This window comes from Amycolatopsis xylanica (genome assembly GCF_900107045.1).
GTDB classification, from domain to species: Bacteria; Actinomycetota; Actinomycetes; order Mycobacteriales; family Pseudonocardiaceae; genus Amycolatopsis; species Amycolatopsis xylanica.
On sequence record NZ_FNON01000004.1, the window covers coordinates 439544 to 458655 of the forward strand.

At 70.7% G+C, this 19112-nt stretch carries 10 protein-coding genes; 2 read left to right on the forward strand and 8 right to left on the reverse strand.

Annotated elements, in window-relative coordinates; all coding sequences use genetic code 11:
- Positions 1-49 precede the first annotated feature (49 nt).
- From BLV57_RS20995 to eccD, 4 genes are all read right to left on the reverse strand, one after another.
- Positions 50-346, reverse strand: a complete 297-nt coding sequence (locus tag BLV57_RS20995; protein WP_091291273.1) for a WXG100 family type VII secretion target — start codon at positions 344-346, stop codon at positions 50-52.
- Positions 347-382: 36 nt separating this feature from the next.
- Positions 383-712: a hypothetical protein gene (locus BLV57_RS21000; protein ID WP_091291274.1), complete on the reverse strand. Its 330-nt coding sequence runs from the start codon at positions 710-712 to the stop codon at positions 383-385.
- 106 nt (positions 713-818) lie between these two features.
- On the reverse strand, positions 819-2249 hold the full coding sequence (gene eccB, locus BLV57_RS21005) for a type VII secretion protein EccB (protein WP_091291276.1): 1431 nt from the start codon (positions 2247-2249) through the stop codon (positions 819-821).
- Positions 2249-3571 (reverse strand): type VII secretion integral membrane protein EccD, encoded by a 1323-nt coding sequence (eccD, locus tag BLV57_RS21010; protein ID WP_245757437.1) that lies wholly within the window; start codon positions 3569-3571, stop codon positions 2249-2251. The genes eccB and eccD overlap by 1 nt, the downstream gene beginning before the upstream one ends.
- 209 nt (positions 3572-3780) lie before the next feature.
- Here eccD and eccCa point away from each other — a divergent pair, with 209 nt between their 5' ends.
- Entirely contained in the window at positions 3781-7755 is a 3975-nt protein-coding gene (gene eccCa / locus BLV57_RS21015; RefSeq protein ID WP_091291279.1) for a type VII secretion protein EccCa, read from the forward strand.
- Between the two features lie 349 nt (positions 7756-8104).
- Here the strand turns inward: eccCa and mycP are convergent, their stop codons facing one another.
- Genes mycP through BLV57_RS21035 form a run of 4 tightly spaced genes read right to left on the reverse strand, consistent with a single transcriptional unit; the run spans position 8105 to position 16332 of the window.
- The gene (gene mycP / locus BLV57_RS21020) at positions 8105-9352 is read right to left on the reverse strand and encodes a type VII secretion-associated serine protease mycosin (protein ID WP_091291280.1); all 1248 of its coding nucleotides are present in this window, start codon (positions 9350-9352) and stop codon (positions 8105-8107) included.
- Entirely contained in the window at positions 9313-11697 is a 2385-nt protein-coding gene (locus BLV57_RS21025; protein ID WP_143047111.1) for a hypothetical protein, read from the reverse strand. The genes mycP and BLV57_RS21025 overlap by 40 nt, the downstream gene beginning before the upstream one ends.
- Before the next feature lie 41 nt (positions 11698-11738).
- Positions 11739-14135 carry a right-handed parallel beta-helix repeat-containing protein gene (locus tag BLV57_RS21030; protein WP_091291283.1) on the reverse strand — a complete coding sequence of 799 codons (2397 nt, stop codon included), beginning with the start codon at positions 14133-14135 and terminating at the stop codon, positions 11739-11741.
- 19 nt (positions 14136-14154) lie between these two features.
- On the reverse strand, positions 14155-16332 hold the full coding sequence (locus BLV57_RS21035) for a helix-turn-helix transcriptional regulator (RefSeq protein WP_091291285.1): 2178 nt from the start codon (positions 16330-16332) through the stop codon (positions 14155-14157).
- Between the two features lie 162 nt (positions 16333-16494).
- Between BLV57_RS21035 and BLV57_RS21040 the strand changes: the two genes are divergently transcribed.
- Positions 16495-19056, forward strand: coding sequence for an ATP-binding protein (locus BLV57_RS21040; RefSeq protein WP_091291954.1), 2562 nt, complete (start codon positions 16495-16497; stop codon positions 19054-19056).
- The last annotated feature ends 56 nt before the right edge of the window (positions 19057-19112 follow it).

Here is a 19112-nt window from a genome sequence, read left to right on the forward strand (position 1 = left end):
GGGCCGGGCCGGACGGCCGCACGGCCCGGCACCCGCGGAACGAGAGGCGTCAGCGCCCGACAGCGCCGGCGCCGCGCGCGTCCTGGTCCCGCATGTCATCGGCTCCCTGGCCCAGCGCGTTCTTCAGGTTGACCAGGTTTTCGCGGTTCTGCGTGAGGTCGTTGCTCAGGTCCGTCGACAGCGCTTCGTAGGCGTCGGCGGTGGAACCGTGCCACTCGCCCATGATCCGCTTGACGTCGGCGACCAGATCGTCGGTCTGGCTCTGGATCTCCGACGCCTTGTTGGCCATCATGCTCAGGCAGGTGTCGATGACGTTGTAGTCGTATGTGATCGTTCCGTCGGCCATGCTGAAAGTCCTTTCGGGATAAACGAGGTGGTGGGCTCAGGCGCCCAGGAAGTTCCCGGTCTCCATCGGCAGGCTCAGGATCTTCTGCATGCTGGTCTGGTCGGTGCCGTCCTGGTTGGACGCTTCACGGCGGATGTTGTCGGCCATGGTGTTGAGGTGCGCCAGCACCGACTTGCGGACCGACTCGACCCAGTTGTCACAGGTGGTGCTCAGCGCGCGGGTCGCGGCGCTCGGGCTGGCGGCGAGCGTGGCCTCGATCTCGCTCTTCAGCTGGTTGAGCTGGGTGTTGACGCTGTCACTGGTGGCCTCGTGCCGTGCGGCCTGCTGATTGATCGTCTCGACATTGAGTTGAGTTGAATGTCCCACTGGATTCCTCCTGTGTTCACTGAAAGCCTGATGGTGGAACAGTAACCGGCAGAATGGCTTCGAAAGTCTTTGAGCGACTCCGTGATACCGGAGGGAGGAAGTTCCCTCATGGCCTCGCGGGCTGGCTGCGTAAAGCGCCTTCGACACTGAGCAAAGGCCCGCTCGGTAACAACGCGAGCAATTCCGCGGGCACTTTCACCACTGAGGACTCGGCATATCCGAGCGAGCTCAGCACCTCGGGCCCGGCGAGCGGATACTTCCGGCCCACCTCGGTGATGAGAAAAGCGGCTCCCGGCGCCGCGCCTGGCGCCGGGAGGTCTCGGGCGAGCACGCCCCCACCCATCGGGATCGCCACCCGATCGGCCATCGTGCCCGGTGTGTGCTCGGCCACCGGCACGGACTCGGCGTTGACCAGCACGCGCGGCAGCAGCTGGGCCGAGACGGCGGGCTCGCCGTTCGCCGACGGCCCGAACTTCATGCAGGGCAACGCTTCCGTGCCGGGGTCGACCACCTCGGGTGGCTCCGGCGGCAGCCCGGCGACCAGATCGGGACCGGCCGAGACGGGCGCGCCCGTGATGCCTGCGGGTCCCACTTGGATCGGTGCGACGGCGGAGTTCGGGTAGGCCTCGCGGGTCGACGGCGCGGCCAGCACCAGCGCCGCGCTCGTGCGTGTCAGCGGGGTGACGCCGTCCTTGCGCACGAGGTAAAGCTGATCGGACGCCAGCGCCGGGTTGCGCACCTGCAGCACCTGCCCGACAACGCTGGACCTGCCGTCGACCATCGGGCCAGGCTTGCCGACATCGGGTGTCTGCGGCACCGCGATGTCGGTCCCGCGCGGGATGGTGTTGAGCCAGGCCAGCGTCACCGGCACCGCGATCTGGTCGCTGTAGCCGAGCGTCTCGAGCACCGCGCGTTGCGGCAGCAGCTGACGCTTTCCCTGCCAGATCAAGTACTTCGCGTTGTCCGGTGTGGACACCAACAGCGCTTGTTTGGCGCCGAGCGCGGGTCCGGAGTGCTGCGCGAGCAGCAGGGTCACGCCAGGACCGGCGGCGCCGGGGCCGCTGCCCGCGGGCTCCGCGCAGACCGTCCACGGTCCGGTCGCGAGCCGGGCGGACGTCGGCAGCGAGTCGGGCGCGCCGAGAATCCCGATCGGCTGGCCGACCGGCGTGCCCGCCAAAGACTTCTGCGAAACCGAAATGACTTCGCCGTTGTTCGCTTTGCCGGTGGCGAGTCGCGCGGACGAATAATTGAGCACCGGGCGCAGCTGGCCGTCGAGATAGACGTAACGCGCGCCGACGGTCTTGTCCATCACGATCGCGCCCGCGTGCCGCCACGAATTGTCGCCGCCGGGCACGAAAAGGCCGTAAATGCCGAAGATCGCGACGAGGATGCCCGCCACGAGAACGCCCAGCGCGGTGCCGGTGTTCAGGCGCCGGTTGGGCGCCTGCAGTACATCCGGCCTGCCGTGGGTCACCGCGGCCGCGAGCCGCCCGACCACGAAGAAGTACGCTTGGACCTGGTCCTTGCGTGACTGCATCAGCCCGCCAATCCCCGCATCGTCGCGTAGACGTGCAGTACCTGCAGCAGGATCGGGATCACCGCGATGGCGGTCACCGACTCCAAGATCTCCACCGCGCGGCCCCAGTACGGCCGCAATCGCTTGCCGGGCAAGCGTTCCGCGCTGAGCAGCAACAGCGCACCGGCGGCGAACACCGGCACGAACACCGCCAGCAGGCGGCCCAGCTGACCTTGTTCGGTCCCGATGTGCACCAGGTTGGCGACCACCGCGACCGAGGCGGGCACCAGGATCGACCACCGCTGCACCAGCCCGCCGGGGTGCCGCGACCGCAAGTAGAGCAGGAAGGCGATCACCAGCGAAAGGACCATCGACCAGCCGTGGCCCTCGACCACGAGTAATGGCAGCAAAAGCGACTGAGCACTGCCCAAACCGACATGCAGCGCGGCCGAATAGCCCACCGTCGCGGCGCCGCGTTCGGTCACCATCTTGTGCGGGATCGGCTCGATGTCCTCGTTCAGCTCGTCGGCTCCGGTAGGCAGCATCGGCAGCGTCAGGCCAGAGAGCCGGAACGCGGTCGACGGCACGAAAACCCCCATGATCAGGGAGATCGTGAGCCCGATCGCGGCGGCCTGCGAGGTCGTGGCCGGGGTCAGCGAGCCGATCAGCCCGGTCACCGCGAGCACCAGCGAGAACATCACCGCGCCCGCGAACAGCAGCGCGGCGTCGGCCACCGCGAGCAGGCCGATCGCCAGCGCGATCAGCATTCCCGCCGCCGCGCCGGTCAGCCGGATCATCGGCGTCGCCACCGGATCCAGCAGCTCGACCAGCAGCAACGCGGCGACCGTCGCGTACGCCACGCCGACCCCGGCGAGGATCGTCGCGACCTGCGGGCGCGCCGCGCCACGCGCGACCAGCGCGGCGCCGGCGAGCAGGAACAGCGCCAGCACACCGGAAACCAGCGTCTGCACACCGACGGAACCCGCGCCGGGGATCAGGAAAAGGCCCAGCAGCAGTGCGACGCCCGCGCCGAGACGGAACATCCAGCGCGTGCGCGCGGGCGTCCACGCGCCGGGGTGCTCGCGCACCTGCTCGCCGACGCCTTCGACCAGGTCGTCGTAGTCGATCGCGGCGAGCTGCTCGGCGCGCGGTCGCAAGTGGACGGTCTCGCCGTCGAGCAGGTTCAGCTCGGCCAGCGTGCGGTCCTCGTCGAGCGGCGGTTCGCCCAGCCGTTGCACCACCCAGCCCTCGTGATCCGCACCCTGCTCGACCCATTCGGCGCCGAACTGGGGCAGGATCGCGGGCAGCAGATCGGCCAGCGGGACCTCGGCGGGCAATGCCACATCGGTGGCCTGTTTACCGAGGACGAACCGTAGCCTCCCCGAGCTTGTTGTGCGATGCTGTGTCTGTTCTTCCATTGTGTCCAGGTCCTTCCTGCCAGGTCGGAGACCGGGAACCAGCCCGTATTCCAGCACCATGAGCGGCTGTTCCCACCCCAGTGCGACCCCCTCGGGGGCGAAATGGGGGAAGTCCACTCACCGAGGGAGAACTTGTGAGCACGATCCTTTTCGCCCGGCGGGCACGCAGGCCGAAACCGAGCGCGCCGAGCTCGGAGATCGAGATCCAGGAACCGCCCGCGGTCCCGGAGGATTCCGGCGGCGGGCTCAGCTCGGTGCTGATGTACGCGCCGATGGGCCTGGGTTCGATGGCCATGGTGATGATGTTCGTGCGCCCCGGTTCCGGGATGATGTCGTACATCGGCGGCGGCATGATGGTGCTGTCGGTGATCGGCATGCTGATCGCGCAGCTGATGCGCAGTTCGGTCACGCACAAGCAAAAGCTGCACGGGCATCGGCGCGACTACATCCGCTACCTGTCCCAGTTGCGCGGCAGGGTGCGCAAGTCACTCGCCGCGCAGCAGACGGCCGCGCGCTGGATCCACCCCGATCCGCGAGCGCTGTGGTCGATCGCGCTGGGCTATCGGCTGTGGGAGCGGCGGCCTGCGCACGAGGACTTCGGCGAGGTCCGGATCGGGCTCGGCGTGCAGCGGTCGTCGTTGAAGCTGCTGCCGCCGGACACCAAGCCGATCGAGGACCTGGAACCGCTGGCCGCGCACGCGTTGCGGCGGTTCCTGCGCGCCTATTCGACGTTGCCGGACGCGCCGATCGCGGTGTACCTGCGTGGCTTCGGGCAGATCCAGTTCAGCGGTGACGACGACGCGGTGCTCGGCCTGCTGCGGGCGATCCTCGCGCAGTTCGCCACCGCGCACGCGCCCGGCGATGTCCGGATCGCGGTCTGCGTCGATCCCGACCGCGCGCATCGCTGGGACTGGCTGAAGTGGTTGCCGCACAACCAAGATCTGGAAAGCCGCGACGCCGCGGGCACGCGGCGGCTGGTCACCGACGGCATTCCCGAGATCGAGCTGCTGCTCGGCGGGCCCGCGTTCACCGGCCGCCCGCGCTTCGAGTCGGACACGCCGATCACCGCGTCGGAACCGTTCGTGGTGCTGGTGCTCGACGGGGTGCAGGTGGCCGAGGATCACCGCGTCGCCGACGAGGGTTACCGCAACACCGTGGTGCTCGACGTGTCCGGTTCGCTGCCGTGGCAGCAACGGCCTGGCGTGCTGTTCCTGGAGGTCGACTCCGAGCAGGCGCGCACGGTCACGTTCGACCGGCTCGGCAAGCCGCGCACGAGTCCGCTGTGCCGCCCCGACCATCTCAGCGAGATCGCCGCGGCCGCGCTGGCGAGGACCATGGCGCGGTTCCGGGTCGGCGAGGCCGTCGAGGACGACGAGCCGATGGCGGCCGACTACGACCTCGCCGCGCTGCTCGGGCTCGGCGACGTCGCGACGTTCGAGCCGGTGAAGTACCGGCGTGAGCGAATGACCAGCAAGCGCAGGCTGCGCGTGCCGATCGGCATCGCGGGCGCCGGCGCGCCGCTGGAGCTGGACATCAAGGAGGCCGCCGAGGACGGCATGGGCCCGCACGGGCTGTGCATCGGCGCGACCGGGTCCGGCAAGAGCGAGCTGCTGCGGACGCTGGTGCTGGCGTTGGCCACCACGCATTCCTCCGAGGATCTCAACTTCGTGCTCGTCGACTTCAAGGGTGGTGCGGCGTTCCTGGGCTTCGACCAGCTGCCGCACACCTCGGCGGTCATCACGAACCTCGCCGACGAGCTGGAGCTGGTCGACCGGATGCAGGACGCGCTGACCGGCGAGCTGAACCGGCGTCAGGAGCACCTGCGCGCGGCCGGGAACTACGCGTCGCGCCGGGACTACGAGGCCGCGCGGGCGCAGGGCGTGCCGCTGGAGCCGATGCCCGCGCTGTTCATCGTGGTCGACGAGTTCAGCGAGATGCTGTCGAGCAAGCCCGAGTTCATCGACGTGTTCGCGATGATCGGGCGGCTCGGGCGCTCGCTGGGCGTCCACCTGCTGCTGGCGTCGCAGCGTCTCGACGAGGGCCGGATCCACAAGATCGAGACGCACCTGTCGTACAAGATCAGCCTGCGCACGTTCTCGGCGATGGAGAGCCGCAGCGTGATCGGCGTGCCGGACGCGTACGAGCTGCCGAACAGTCCCGGCAACGGCTACCTGCGGCCGGACACCCAGACGCTGGTGCGGTTCAAGGGCGCGTACTCGTCGGCGCCGTACCGGGCGAAGCGGCGGCAGACGGGGCTGGACTCGGTCGAGCAGCACGTGGTCCCGTTCGGCACGGCGTACATCGAACCGCCTTCGGTCGACCTGCCGGAACCCGAACCGGTGGTTTCCGATGCGCAGGAGGCGATCGAGACCATGCTCGATGTCCTCATTGGACGGTTGAAGCATGCCGGTCCGCGCGCGCACCAGGTCTGGCTGCCGCCGTTGAAGCAGTCGGCGACGCTCGATCAGCTGCTGCCGCCGCTGGTCGACCACCCGACGCTCGGCCCGCGCCCGGTCGGCGACCTGCACACGGCGAACCTGACGGTCCCGGTCGGCCTGATCGACCTGCCCGCGCAGCAGAAGCGTGAGCTGCTGCTGGCGGATCTGTCCGGCGCCAAGGGCAACGCGGCCGTCGTCGGCGGGCCGCAGAGCGGCAAGAGCACGCTGCTGCGCACGCTCATCGCCGGGCTCGCGCTCACCCACACCGCGGCCGAGGTCCAGTTCTATTGCCTCGACTTCGGCGGCACGCTCACCGCGTTGGCGAAACTGCCGCACGTCGGCAGCATCGCGCATCGCCTCGACCGCGACCGCGTCACGCGGACCGTGCTCGAGGTGACCAACCTGATGGCGCGGCGCGAGGCCTTGTTCGCCGAGCACAACGTCGACTCGATGGCGAGTTACCGGCGTGCGCGCAGGCAGGGGCAGTACGTCGACCTCGACCCGTACGGCGACGTGTTCCTGGTGGTCGACGGCTGGTACACGATCCGGCAGGACTTCGAGGAGCTGGAGGAGCGGTTCACCGAGCTGGCGGCGCGCGGGCTGAGTTTCGGTATCCACCTGGTGATCGCGACCAATCGGTGGTCGGAGATGCGGCCGTGGCTGCGTGACGTGCTAGGCACCCGGTTCGAGCTGAAGCTGGGCGACCCGGTCGACTCGGAGGTCCACTCACGCGTGGCGGCCACCGTGCCCGCGATCCCCGGCCGCGGCATCACCCCGGACAAGCTGCACTTCCTGGCCGCGCTCCCCCGTATCGACGGCTCGTCCGACACCGACGACCTGGCCGACGCGACCGTCGAGCTGTCGGAGGCGCTGGCGATGCCCGGCGCCCCCGTCGCGCCGAAGGTCCGCCTGCTGCCGCACGTGCTCACCGCGCGGGAGCTGCCGGGGCCGACGGCGCCTTCGCCGTCTGCGGAAATGCGGGTGCCGCTGGGCATCGAGGACGTCGAGCTGGCCCCACAGTGGCACGACTTCGACGCGTCACCACACCTGCTGATCTACGGCGACGCCGAGACGGGCAAGACGAACCTGTTGCGCCACATCGCCCGGTCCGTGGTCGCGCACCACACCTCCGACGAAGCCCGCGTGATGTTCGGCGACTTCCGCCGCGAGCTGCACGACTCGATCCCGGCTTCGCACCAGCTCGAATACGCGGTGGGCGTCGAGGCGCTGACCAAGTCGATCGCGGGCGCGGCGCCGGTGCTCGAGAAGCGCATCCCCGGCCCGGAGATCACGCCGGACCGCCTGCCCAAGCGCGACTGGTGGAAGGGCGGGCGGCTCTACATCATCATCGACGACTTCGAGCTGGCCGAGTCCTCGGGAAGCGCGGGGCCGCTGGGTCCGCTGATGAACATCCTCCCCCAGGCGGCGGACGTCGGCGTCCACGTGATCATCGCCCGCAGCACGGCGGGCGCGAGCCGCTCGATGATGAACCCGGCCATCCGCCGCATGTGGGAACTCGGCACACCGGCCCTGCTCCTGTCCTGCCCGAAGACCGAGGGCGCGTTCCTGGGAAGCCTCAAGCCACGCACCCTCCCGCCGGGACGAGCCCAGTTCATCAACCGCCGGCGCTCAGTCCGCCTCGTCCAAACCCCCCTCGCCGACCAGCCCTAAAAGCTAGCCCGGGATAAAGCGGGCTTTATCCCGGGACGCTTTTCCCCGGGATAAAGCCCGCTTTATCCCGGGCCAACACAAGCGGGCTCGTGAGTGTTCCGGCCGGTTCTAACCGGCCAAAACACTCACGACCCCTGAGCTGGGAACCGTGGTCCCGTACGGGAAGGGCAAACACGCGTATGGGAAGGGCAAACATGCGTACGCGAGCGGCAAACATGCGCGACCGGAGTCTTTGCCTTTCCCGTACGCGAGTTTGCTGCTCGTGTACGCGAGTTTGCGCTTGCTGTACGCGAGTTTGCCGGTGCCGGGGGTCGTGAGCGTTGCGGGCGGTTAGAACCGCCCGCAACGCTCACGAGTCCTGGAGTTCGAGGACGCGGGCGCGGGTCCAGCGGCGACGTCGGGCGGCCTTGACGAGGCGCGTGGTCATGACCAGGCCGAACGCGAAGACCGCCGCGCCCAGGATGCCGAGCACCGCGAGAAGCGGGCCGAGGTCGTCCGGCGCCGGGACCTCCGGGGCACGGGCCGCGGGCGGGGCAATGGGAGCCCCCGCGGCGGCCGGGCCTTCTTCGGCGAGTTCCGTGGTGACGGCGGCCAGGAGGTTGACGGTGCCCCAGCCCATCGCGGGGTGGGGCATGGCCATCGGGGGATGGTTCGCCGTGGCCTCGAGACGATGCTTGATCTGGGCCGCAGTCAGCGACGGCCGGTACGCGCGCACCAGCGCGGCGGCCGCGGTGACGAACGGGGCCGCGTAGCTGGTGCCGCTGCCCTGCCAGTGGCCGGGGCCCTTGGGGCCGACGCTGATCACGTCGACGCCGGGTGCCATCAGCGACAGGTACGGGCCCGTCTGGGAGAAGTCGGCGCGCTGGCCGTTGACGTCGACCGCGCCGACCGCGATCACGCCGGGGTACGACGCCGGGTAGGTGACCGGGTCACCGTCCTTGGCGCCGTTGGCCGCCGACGCGACCACGACGACGTCCCGTTCGACCGCGTAGCCGACGGCGGCGGCGAGTTCGCCGTCCTGGAGCGTCGTGCTGGCCGAAATGTTGATCACGTTCGCGCCGGAGTCGACGGCCTGCCGGATGCCCTTGGCCATGCCGCCCGGGGTCAGCGCGCCCGGCTCCCCCGAGGTCGCGCACCGGATCGGCAGGATCGTCACGCCCGGTGCCACGCCCGCGAAACCGGTGTCCGGCGACGCCGACGCGGCGATGATCCCGGCCAGGAACGTGCCGTGGCCGAAGCAGTCGCTGTCCGCGGGCCCGTTGCCGGGTGATGTCAGGTCGACGCCCCGCTGGACCTTGCCGCCCGCCAGCTGCGGGATCGAGCCATCGACGCCGGTGTCGACCACGGCGACGACCACGCCTTCGCCGCGGGTCAACGGCCAAACCCGTTGTGGCGCAAGCTGTTGCTGGGCCCACGGGACGGCCCTCGCCATGCCCTGCGGTGCTTGCAGGCACGCTTCCTGCTTGCCGTTGGGTAGTTTCGCGGGCCCGGACTGCGCCCAGGCCGGGGTGGCGAACAGCAGCGATCCGGCGAGCAGGAGCGGCACGGCCCGGGCGGTCACGACGCCGCCGCCGTCACGGTGGCCGACTCGTGCCATTCCAGCATCGAGGTGCTGAGGCGGGTGATGAGATCGGGGTCGTCGACCAGCCGCAGCTCGCCGCCGCGACGGCGGGCCAGCACGCGGTCCAGTTTGGCCAGCACGGCGAGGTCGCGGTCGTCGAGTTCGTCGCCGGTCGGCGTCTCGCCCGGCGCGAGTTCGCGGAACAGCACCGCGACCTTGGGCGCCGTCGGCACGTCCTCCTCGGGCGGGTCCTCGTCGTCGGCCGTGCGGATGGCGAGCGCCTTGAACCGCGCGCCCGCGACGAAGATCGCCTCGTCCACCGGACGGTTCATCAGCAGGTCGGACGTGCGCCGCGCCGAGCACGGCCAGATCAGCACGTCGAAGTCCGCGTCGGGCACGGTCACCGCGAGATCGATGCTCGCGGTCAGGAAACCGGGCTCGGTGAGCACCGTTCCCGGTGTGCTGCGCCGCTCGATCGCCTCGCCCAGTTTGCCTTGCCGCAGCACGGCACGCCGATGCGTCGGCAGCCGCCTGATCCCGGACACCAGGCACGGCACCAGCGCGTCGACCCCGCCGGCCTGACCGCCGCGCACCGCCTGGTTGAGCTCGGCCGTGCCCGCCTCGCCGCGGCCGAGATACAGGCAGACGGCCACATAGTCCGCCTTCAGCTCGGCCTCGCCGCCGTAGCGCATGGACGGCCACGTCGCCAGCGCCGCGTTGACCGTGGCCAGCGCTTCGCCGAAGACCTCGCCCGCCGCGGCCGTGAACCGGGTCTGCTCGGCCGACGTGCTCGGACGGTCGGCGATGACGAGCGGGCCGTGCTCGACGACCGGAAGCTCCTCCACGACAGGGATTTCAGGCTCGGGAACCGGCTCGGGGATCGGTTCGGGCTCCGGTTCCGGCTCGAGCGGCTCGAGTTCCTCGGCGACGGGCAACTCCGGCTCGGGAAGCTCGGGTTCCACCGGCTCCGGCGGACCGGACACAGTGGACACCGGAGCACTCGACATCGTCATGATCGGCGGCGGCGCGAACGACAGATCCGGCAACACCGGCTCCGGCGCGGCCACCTCGGCGACCGGGGTCGTGAGTGTTCCGGCCGGTTCTAACCGGTCAGAACACTCACGACCCCCGAGCACTGGCTCGGCCTCGACGACGGGCGCCGCGACCTCAGGTGCGGGCAGCGCAGGCTCAGCGACGGGCTCGGCCTCGACGACGGGCTCGGGCTCAGCCACGGGCGCCGCCTCGGCGACCGGGGTCGTGAATGTTTTGACCGGTTCTAACCGGCCGGAACACTCACGACCTCCGAGCAGCGGGGCCGGGACCGAGCGGACGCCGCACCGGGCCAGCGCTTCCCGTCCTCGCTCGTCGACGTCGCCGCCCAGCCGCACCCGCACCACCGCGCGCCGCGCCGGGTCGAGTCCGTCCAGCAGCCGTTCCGCGGCCTCCAGCAACGGCAAGCCCACCAGCTCACCGGCACTGCCCACGGTCAACGTCCACCCGGCCGGATCGAACGCCTCCGCGCCCGCCACGGCGCCGCCCATGCTCAGCAGGAGCCCGCCGGGCAGCACCGAAGCCCGCACCGGGCCACGCTGATACTGCCGCTCACCGCTCCGCGCCCACCCTGGTGGCGCGGCCGCGATGTCGAGCACCTCCTGCGCCCCACCCGCCACGGGCTGCCGCAGCACCGTCGCGAATGGACGATAAGTCGACATCGTGCTGAACACGATGTCTCGTTCCAGCAAGCCGGCCAGCGCCCGCTGCCAGTCCTGTGTGGACACCTCGGTCACACCCGGCACCACGAGGAACGGCCCGAGCGGCAACCGTCCCAGCAGCTCCGCCACCTCATCGGGCGAGACACCGGCGCCGACCACGATCTTCGGGAACCGGAAGTCCACCGGAACGGACAGCGCGTCGGCCACCGGGGACGACACCGTACGCACCACGAGCCCGGCCGGGATCTGCCACGCGACCACCCCGGCGCCGGTCACCTGCTCACCGCGGAGCACGGATTCCCAGGCGGGCACGGGGAAACGGAAGTGCACCGTCTCCCCGTGCCGCCATCCACCCTCGGCGAACATCGCCGCGCCCGGTTCGGCGATGAACCCGCCGCGAGGCGTGAACACCGGCACGCCGAGTTCCTCGCGCAGGCCGCGCGCGAGTTTCTCGTCCGCGCCGAGCCAGATCTCCGTCACCGGCCCGGCCGGCAGCAGCGAAGCGGGCAGCGTGTCACCGAGCAGCTCCCTGGCCGCGGCCGTGACCAGCACGAACAGCCTGCCCGGCATCCCGGCGACCGGAAGCGGCGGCGTCGGCTCGTCGTGGCGGCTCACCACCACGTGCGGACCGTGCCGCCGCGCCACCAGCCCGTCCAAATCCTGCAGCATCTTCACTCCCGCCGTGGAAATCGTTGGTCGGAGAACCGCGCTCAGCCACCCATGGGGAAGTCCTCGGTGGTCAGCAGCGTGAGGTCGGCGGAACCGGCGGTGGTCGCCATCGCGAGCCGCGAGGCCTGCCGGTCGGTCATCCGCTCGAACACCCGGCGCGCGGTCCGGCCGTTGCCGAACGTGCCATCCTTGGGTATCTCGTCGAAGTACCGCAGCAACGCCTCGCCCGCGCCCTCGTCGAGCCGGTAGTCGTGCTTGGCGCATTGCGTGCGCACGATGGTGACCAGTTCGTCCGGCGTGTAGTTGGCGAACTCGATGGTCCGGCTGAAGCGGGATTCCATACCGGGGTTGGATTCCAGGAACTTGGTCATGTCCTTTGTGTACCCGGCGGCGATCACGACGACGTCGTCGCGGTGGTCCTCCATCAGCTTGACCAATGTGTCGATCGCCTCGCGGCCGAAGTCCGGCCCGGTGCCGCCGCCACCCTGGCTCAGCGTGTACGCCTCGTCGATGAACAGCACCCCGCCCAACGCCGCGGTGAACGCCTCGGTGGTCTTGATGGCCGTGCCGCCGATGATCTGCGCGACCAGGTCGGCGCGCGCCACCTCGACCAGATGTCCCTTACGCAGCACGCCGAGTTGCGCCAGGATCTGCCCGTAGATCCGCGCGACCGTGGTCTTGCCGGTGCCCGGCGCGCCCGCGAACACCAGATGCCGCGCCATCGGCGGCGCGGACAGCCCGGCGTCCATCCGCCGCTTGGCCATCTTGTTGAGGTTGATCAGCGAGGTCACCTCGCTCTTCACCCCGGCGAGCCCGACCAGCCCTTCCAGCTCCACCAGCGGATCCGACCCCAGTTCGGCGCGCTGCGGGGCCTGCGCCGCCGGCGCGGGGACGTCCGCGGTCGCCGCCGTGCCGACCGCGTCCGCCGACAGGTTGCCGCTGCTGATCAGGTCGACGACCTCGATGCCGGTGCCGGGCCTGGTCTGGCGCACGCCGCTGCCGTGGTTGTCCCGCACGGTGCACCCGGAAACCTTGACCGCTTCTTCAGTCTCCAAGCGAATCCCGTCAGCGGCGCCACCGGTGAACTCCGAGTCCACAATGGACCCGGACGCGCCTTCGGCCACCAGACAGCCCATCCCGGTGCTGCCCTGCACTCGGCACCGCAACAGCGAGAGGTCCGCCCCGGCACCGGCGTGCACGCCGTCCGCGCCCGCGCCGTTGATTTCGCTGTCGGTCAACGCCAGCGCCGCGCCCACCACACTCACCCCGGCGCCGGTCATGCCACGCGCGCTGAGCCCGCTGACCGACGGCCGCGCGCCTTCGGCCACCGAAAGCCCCACGCCACGGCCGCCGTCGATCTCGATGTTCTCCAGCCGTCCCCTGGCGTCGCCGTGCAGCTCGATCGCCGCGCCGTCGCAGCCGAGCACCCGCAGCCGCCGGAAGAACGGGTCGGACGCGGTGTCCACCCGCACCCCCGCGCCGGTGCAGCCGGTGACCGTGATCCGGTCGAACTCGGTGACGCTGCGCTCGGTCACGCCGATGCCGATACCGTCCACTTCGGACACATCGCAGCCGGTGACACTGCCACCCGCGCGCCCGGCGAAATGCAGCCCGCGCCCGCGCGTGCCGCTCACCTGGCATCCGGTCAGCTGCGGCGCACAGGATTCAGCGACGAAAATACCTTCGGCGGCCGCACGCTGCACCTGACATTCCTGCAGTACAACGGTTCCTGACGACGCGAGATAGAACCCGATGGCCGAAGTCTTGGTCACGGCCAGCCTCGTCGCGCTCAGCGAAGCCTGCTGCTCGACCGCCACCGCAGGCTTCCCTGCGCCGCTGACCGTGGTGTCTTCGACGGTCAGTTTGCCATGGCCGTTAAGGCAAATCCCGTTACCGGCCGCACCACGCACCGAGCAGGCACGCATCAGCAGAGCGCCGTCGTCGGCGACCACCACGGCCGACGTCCCCAGCTCCTCCAGGCGGCAGGAATCGAGCACCCCGCCTTCGGTCGCGGTCACCACCACGCCCGCGCCGACGGAGTTGCGGATCTCGCAGTCACGCATCAGCACGGTCCCCGCGTCCCTGGCGAACACCGTCGCCCAGCTCGACGCCCGCACCACGCATTCGGTGATCCCGAGCTGCCCGCCGACGACCAGCACGGCCGGACTGTCCGCATCGGACGCGACGATCGTGAGCCCGGACAACGCGGCCGATCCGCTCGCCAGCGCCACGGTCACGCCGGTGTCGGCGACCAGCTGCACGGTGCCGGGCCCGTCCTCGGCGGTGATCGTGACGGCCTTGGTGAGCACCAGGTTCTCCGTGTACCGCCCGGGACCGACCACGATGACCGCGCCGTCGGTCGCCACGGCGAGCGCCTCGCCGACGCTGCGGTGCCCTTGGCCGGGGGTCTGGGTCACCATGATGACGTTCTGACTCACGTGCGGCGCTCCTGTCGTTTCACGCGCTGACCGGCTCCAGCCGCCCGCCCAGCCCGGACGTGGCCAGCCCGTGCCGGGTCCGGCAGCCCGCCTTGGCGAACAGCCTGGTGAGGTGTTTCTCCACGGTCTTCTCACTGACCAGCACCGCGACCGCGATCTGCCGGTTGGTGCGGCCCTGCCGGATCAGCTCGATGATCCGGTGCTGCAGCTCGGAAAGCTCGTCCGTGCGGGCCCGCGTGGCCGCCGGCGCGGCGCCGAACCGCGCCAGCGCGCGCTTCACCTCGGCGATCAGCCGCGACGCGCCGATCGCGCGCGCGGTCTCGTACGCCTCGGTCAGCGCGGCCACGTCGCCGTCGGGCAGGCACGCCAAGACCTCGTTCAGCCGGGTCGGCAGCTCACGCAAGGCCGGATAGTCACCGGGCACTCGCCACGACTCGGCTTGCCGGTCTTCCCCGCGCCAATCGGCCATCTCCGCGGCGAGCATCCGCGAGTACCGCTTGGCCGCGGCGTCGGCGCGAGGGTCGAGTTCGAGTTCACGGGCCGCGCTGAGCGCCGACGACCAGTCGGTGCCCGCGTATTCGCGGCAGACGCGGTGATACGCGGCCAGCGGGCCCGAGTCCGGCACGCGATAGTCCGGGCCGAGCAGCGCGGAGAACACCGTGCCCAGTTCACGACTGGCGCAGAACGCTTCCAGGTCACGATCCGAGAGCACGGTCCCCGGGGCGAAACACGCGACGACTTCGTCAAGCCGGATCTCTTCGCCCGCGAACCACCTGCGGCACAAGGCGAACTGAGGCGTGCCTTCGAATGCGGCTGACATGCGTTGTCCACTGTGGATCGCCACCAGCGCCGCCGCGATGGCCAGCTCCTCGTCGGCTTGATCGATCGACTCTTCGACGACCTGAGCCAGCCGCGTATAGTCACCGGCTCGGACGAGCAGCCGGATCAGCTCGGCCCGCAGGTCACGGTCCCGGCTGTGCCACCACGCCGCGTAGGCGTGCGAGACCGCGGCGAACGGCTTGCTTTGCTTGTCCTGCAGCACTTCCAGCAGCTCGGGTCGCGGAGCCATCGATCGGCCAGCCGCCGCGATGTGCCCCGCCGTCACCGGCCCGTGCCGTCCCTGGGCGAGCAACGACTCGGCCACCAGCCGGTGCAGGTCGCCCGGCTCGACGGTCAAAGCCCGACACCGGTTCCGCAGCCGTCCGGTGCTTTCGCTGTCGAGCACCCCGGCGAGCACGAGCTGATCCGCCGCGCGACCGTACGCGAGCGGCGCGCGTCCGGTCGCCGCGGCGAGCATGGGGATGTCGTCGACCCGGCAGCCGACCGCGCTGGAAGCGAGCGCGACCAGCTCACGCCCGGCATCGCCGCACCGGTCCAGCTCGACCATCAGCGGATGCGAAGCAGGCAGCCGCACGGGTTCGCCGGGATCACGCAGGCAGAGTCTGCCTTGGACGGTGGCGAGCCTGCCCTGTTCGCGCAGATCGGCCATTGTGGACACCAGCGTGCCCGGGTTTCCATACAGGCAGCCAAGAGCGTCCTGCAAGACGCGAGGCAGGACCGGATCGACCGGTATCCCGGCCAGCTGCCGCAGCAGGGTGTCGACCGCGGGGTCCGGCAGCGGCCGCAGCTCGATCACCTCGTCGGCCCGCTCGCTCAGCTCGGACGGGCCGTCGGGGCAAGCCGCGACGACGAAGTGCCCGGCACGTTGTGCGGTCGTGAGCGCGGCGACCGGCTGCCCGAGCAGATGGGCGTCGTCGGCCAGCACCGCGATCGGGGCCGTCGCGCGGATGGTGGTGAACAACGCGCTGAACGCGTTCAGCAGGCAAAAACGGCGCCAAGGCGAGGAATAGCCGTCCGCCGTGCACAGCTTGCCGACCGCGTCGAGCGCCGTGACCAGCCCGGCGCCGAGTTCCTCGAAGCGGCCGCGGATCGCGTCGAGCAGCAGGTGCGCGCCGAAAGCGTCCCAGTCCGGGCGCTCGGCGGAACCGTCCATTTCGATCACGACGAAGCCCTGCTCGGCGAGTTCACGGCGAACTTGGCCCAGCACAGCGGTTTTCCCGCTGCCGGCGTCGCCGCGGACGACCTTGAGCGCCGGGGTCGACCCATCCCAGCGCAGCGCGGCGAGCTCGTCCTGCCTGCCGGTGGGTTCGGTCCGCTGGCGCGCCATCTCCGGGTCTCCCCTCTGTAGTGCCGTCATTCAGTCACCGAGTGTCGCCATCGGCAAGGGGCGCGGGCGATCAATGGCTTGCACGGACAGCACTCTGGCCCCAATGGGCAGGTAGGGCGTCCGGGCGGACTCGGCGTCCGAACGGGCCAGACGGCGAGCGCGGCCCTGCCGTGGCGGGGCGCGCACCTGATGATGGCGAAGGTGGACGCTGTCATGGAACTCCTCGGCGAGGCCGGAGCACCCTGCATCTGGGTGACCGGTCCCGCCGGAGTCGGGCGCACCACGCTGCTCGAGCGGGTTCGCGATCGGCTTCGCGGTGACGGCCGCCGCGTTTCCGCGATGCGGTTCACCTCGGCGGGTGATCTGGTGCCCGCCGACGCGAGTCCCGACCGGCCGTGGCTGGCGCCCGTGGCCGGCGCGGCCGACGACCCCGAAGTCGCCCGCCGCGCGGCACTCGCCGCGGCGGCGCCGATCGTGCGCGGCGGCGATCAGGTGCTGCTGCTCGATGACACCCAATGGATCGACCGCGATTCGCTGGCCGTGCTCGAAGCACTCATCCGCAGGCTGGCGGGCAGCGCGGTGCGGCTCGTGTGCGCGACCCGCACACCCGTGCGTGACGCCGCGGCCGGACTCGCCATGGTGCGCCGGTTGCGTGCCGACGGCCTCGTGCGTCCGGTGCGGCTGCGGCCGTTGCGTGCCGACGAAATCACGCGCCTGGTCGTCGAAGCGATCTCGGCCGCGCCCAGCGGAGCGCTGCGGCGGCGGTTACAGGAACTCAGCCGCGGGGTGCCCTCGGCATTGCATCAAGCGCTCGAACTGCTGCGCGCGGAAGGCTCACTGCGCATTGTGGACAGACGCGCGTATCTGGTACCCGGCACCGCGACGACGTCTCCCCCGCGCGTGGTGCGCGAACTCGGCCCGGACGTGCTCGCGGTCGCGAAGGCGGCGGCCGTGCTGCATCCGCTCGGCGACGCGATGCCCGCGCTGATCAGCGAAGTGCTCGATCAGGACAAGGCGGAAACCCTTGAGCTGCTGGACATCCTGCGCGCCGAAGGGGTGTTGCACCACGGCGTCACCTGGCGCTTCACCATCCCGGTGACGGCGTCGGCGCTGATCGCCGAGCTGGGCCCGTTCGAGCGGCGTCAGTTCGCCGCGGCGGCCGTCACGGCACTGTGGACGGGCACCGCGCTGACCTCCGACCCCGACTATCTCGCCGACCAGATCGCCGAGGCGGGCAAGCTCATCGACCCGGCGCGGGCGCTCGGCGAACTGCTCCGCCGCGCGCTGCGAAACGACAAGCCCGAGCGTGGCGGCCGGTGGCTACGCGCGGCCATCGAGCTGACCGAGGACCGGGCGCAGCGCGCGATGGTCACGCTGCTGCACACGTCGTGGTGTCATCAGCACGGCGACCACAAGCAGAGTCTCGCGGGAGCACGGCTGCTGCTACGCGACTTCCCCGACCAGCTCTCCGCCGACGCGACGCAAGAAGTCCAGTCGATGGCGGTCAGCGCGTGCGACCCGGCCGCGCTGGCGGAGATCGCCGCGGGATCGCCGGACTGGACCCCCGCGTCGAGCGCGATCGCGTTGAGCAGGCTGGACCGCTGGGCGGACGCGGGCGCGCTGCTCGCCCGCACCGAGCCCGGCTGCCCGACCTCGGCGATGCTCTCCGGGCTGTACGCGAGCCTCGCGGACTTGTGGGCGGGCCGCCCGGAACGCTTCGACGCGAACCTCGCCGCACGCGCCGCGTGGCCGTTGCGGGAGGTGCGAAGGCATCGCACCGACCAGATCCGCTCGCACGTGACCGCGCTTTTGGTCATCGGTGAGCAACACCGGGCCGAACGCCTGCTCGCTGACGAGCGGTTCCCCGAAGAAGACCTGCGCGATGGCGAACGGTCCATGCTCGCGGCCATGCGCGGCGAATTCCCCCGCGCCGTGGATTTCGCGCGGCGCAGCGTCGCGCATCGCGGTGACGACGCCGGTTCGTCGGCGATGCACCTGTCGACGGTCTCGGTGCTGGTGGCACAAGGCAGGCTGACGGCTGCGCGCGAGCTGCTGACCGCCGCTCGCGCCACCAAGCCGATGCTGGTGCACCTGCTCGACATCGCCGACGCCCGCGTCGACCGCGCGCTCGGCGACCACACCGGCGCCGCAGAACGCCTGCACAGCGCCATTGCGCACGGCCTGGCCGTCGGCACGGACATCGCCTGGTCCGAACTCGCCGACCTGGCACTCGACCGCGGCGACCACGACACGGCCGCCCGCTGTCTCGCCGAACTCGACAAGCTCGCCTCGACCATGCCGACCGGCCGCGTGCTCCTGCACCGTTCGCTGGTGCGCGCCTGCCTCCTGCGCGGCGGAACCGAATGCCTGCGCCGCGCGCACGACCGCGCTCAGCCGTTCGAGACCGCGCTCGTCGTGGAACGCCTGGTCCGCCACGGCGCCGCCGACCCCCGCCTGCTGACGCCGACCTACGAAACCCTCGGCGCGCTGGACGCCCTGCTCTACCGCGCGTGGCTGCGCAACCTGATGCGGGAACACGGCATCGCCGTCCCCGGCCGCCAGGAAACCGTAGCCGAGAACGAACACCTCCTCGCCCTCCTCGCCGCCGAGGGCTTGACCAACAAGCAACTCGCGACCGCGCTGAAGACCAGCGAGAAGAGCGTCGAAGGCCGGCTGAGCAGGTTGTTCTCGCGCACGGGCTACCGCTCACGCATCGAGCTCGCCACCGCCATGCTCAACGGCGACCACATCTAACCCAGGGGCGGGATAAAGCGGGCTTTATCCCGGGACGCTTTTCCCCGGGATAAAGC

Coding starts and splice junctions, on each gene's coding strand:
- BLV57_RS20995 (WP_091291273.1), bottom strand. CDS start 346: ATGGCCGACGGAACGATCACATACGACTACAACGTCATCGACACCTGC.
- eccB (WP_091291276.1), bottom strand. CDS start 2,249: ATGCAGTCACGCAAGGACCAGGTCCAAGCGTACTTCTTCGTGGTCGGG.
- mycP (WP_091291280.1), bottom strand. CDS start 9,352: ATGGCACGAGTCGGCCACCGTGACGGCGGCGGCGTCGTGACCGCCCGG.
- BLV57_RS21025 (WP_143047111.1), bottom strand. CDS start 11,697: ATGCTGCAGGATTTGGACGGGCTGGTGGCGCGGCGGCACGGTCCGCAC.
- BLV57_RS21035 (WP_091291285.1), bottom strand. CDS start 16,332: ATGACGGCACTACAGAGGGGAGACCCGGAGATGGCGCGCCAGCGGACC.
- BLV57_RS21040 (WP_091291954.1), top strand. CDS start 16,495: ATGGCGAAGGTGGACGCTGTCATGGAACTCCTCGGCGAGGCCGGAGCA.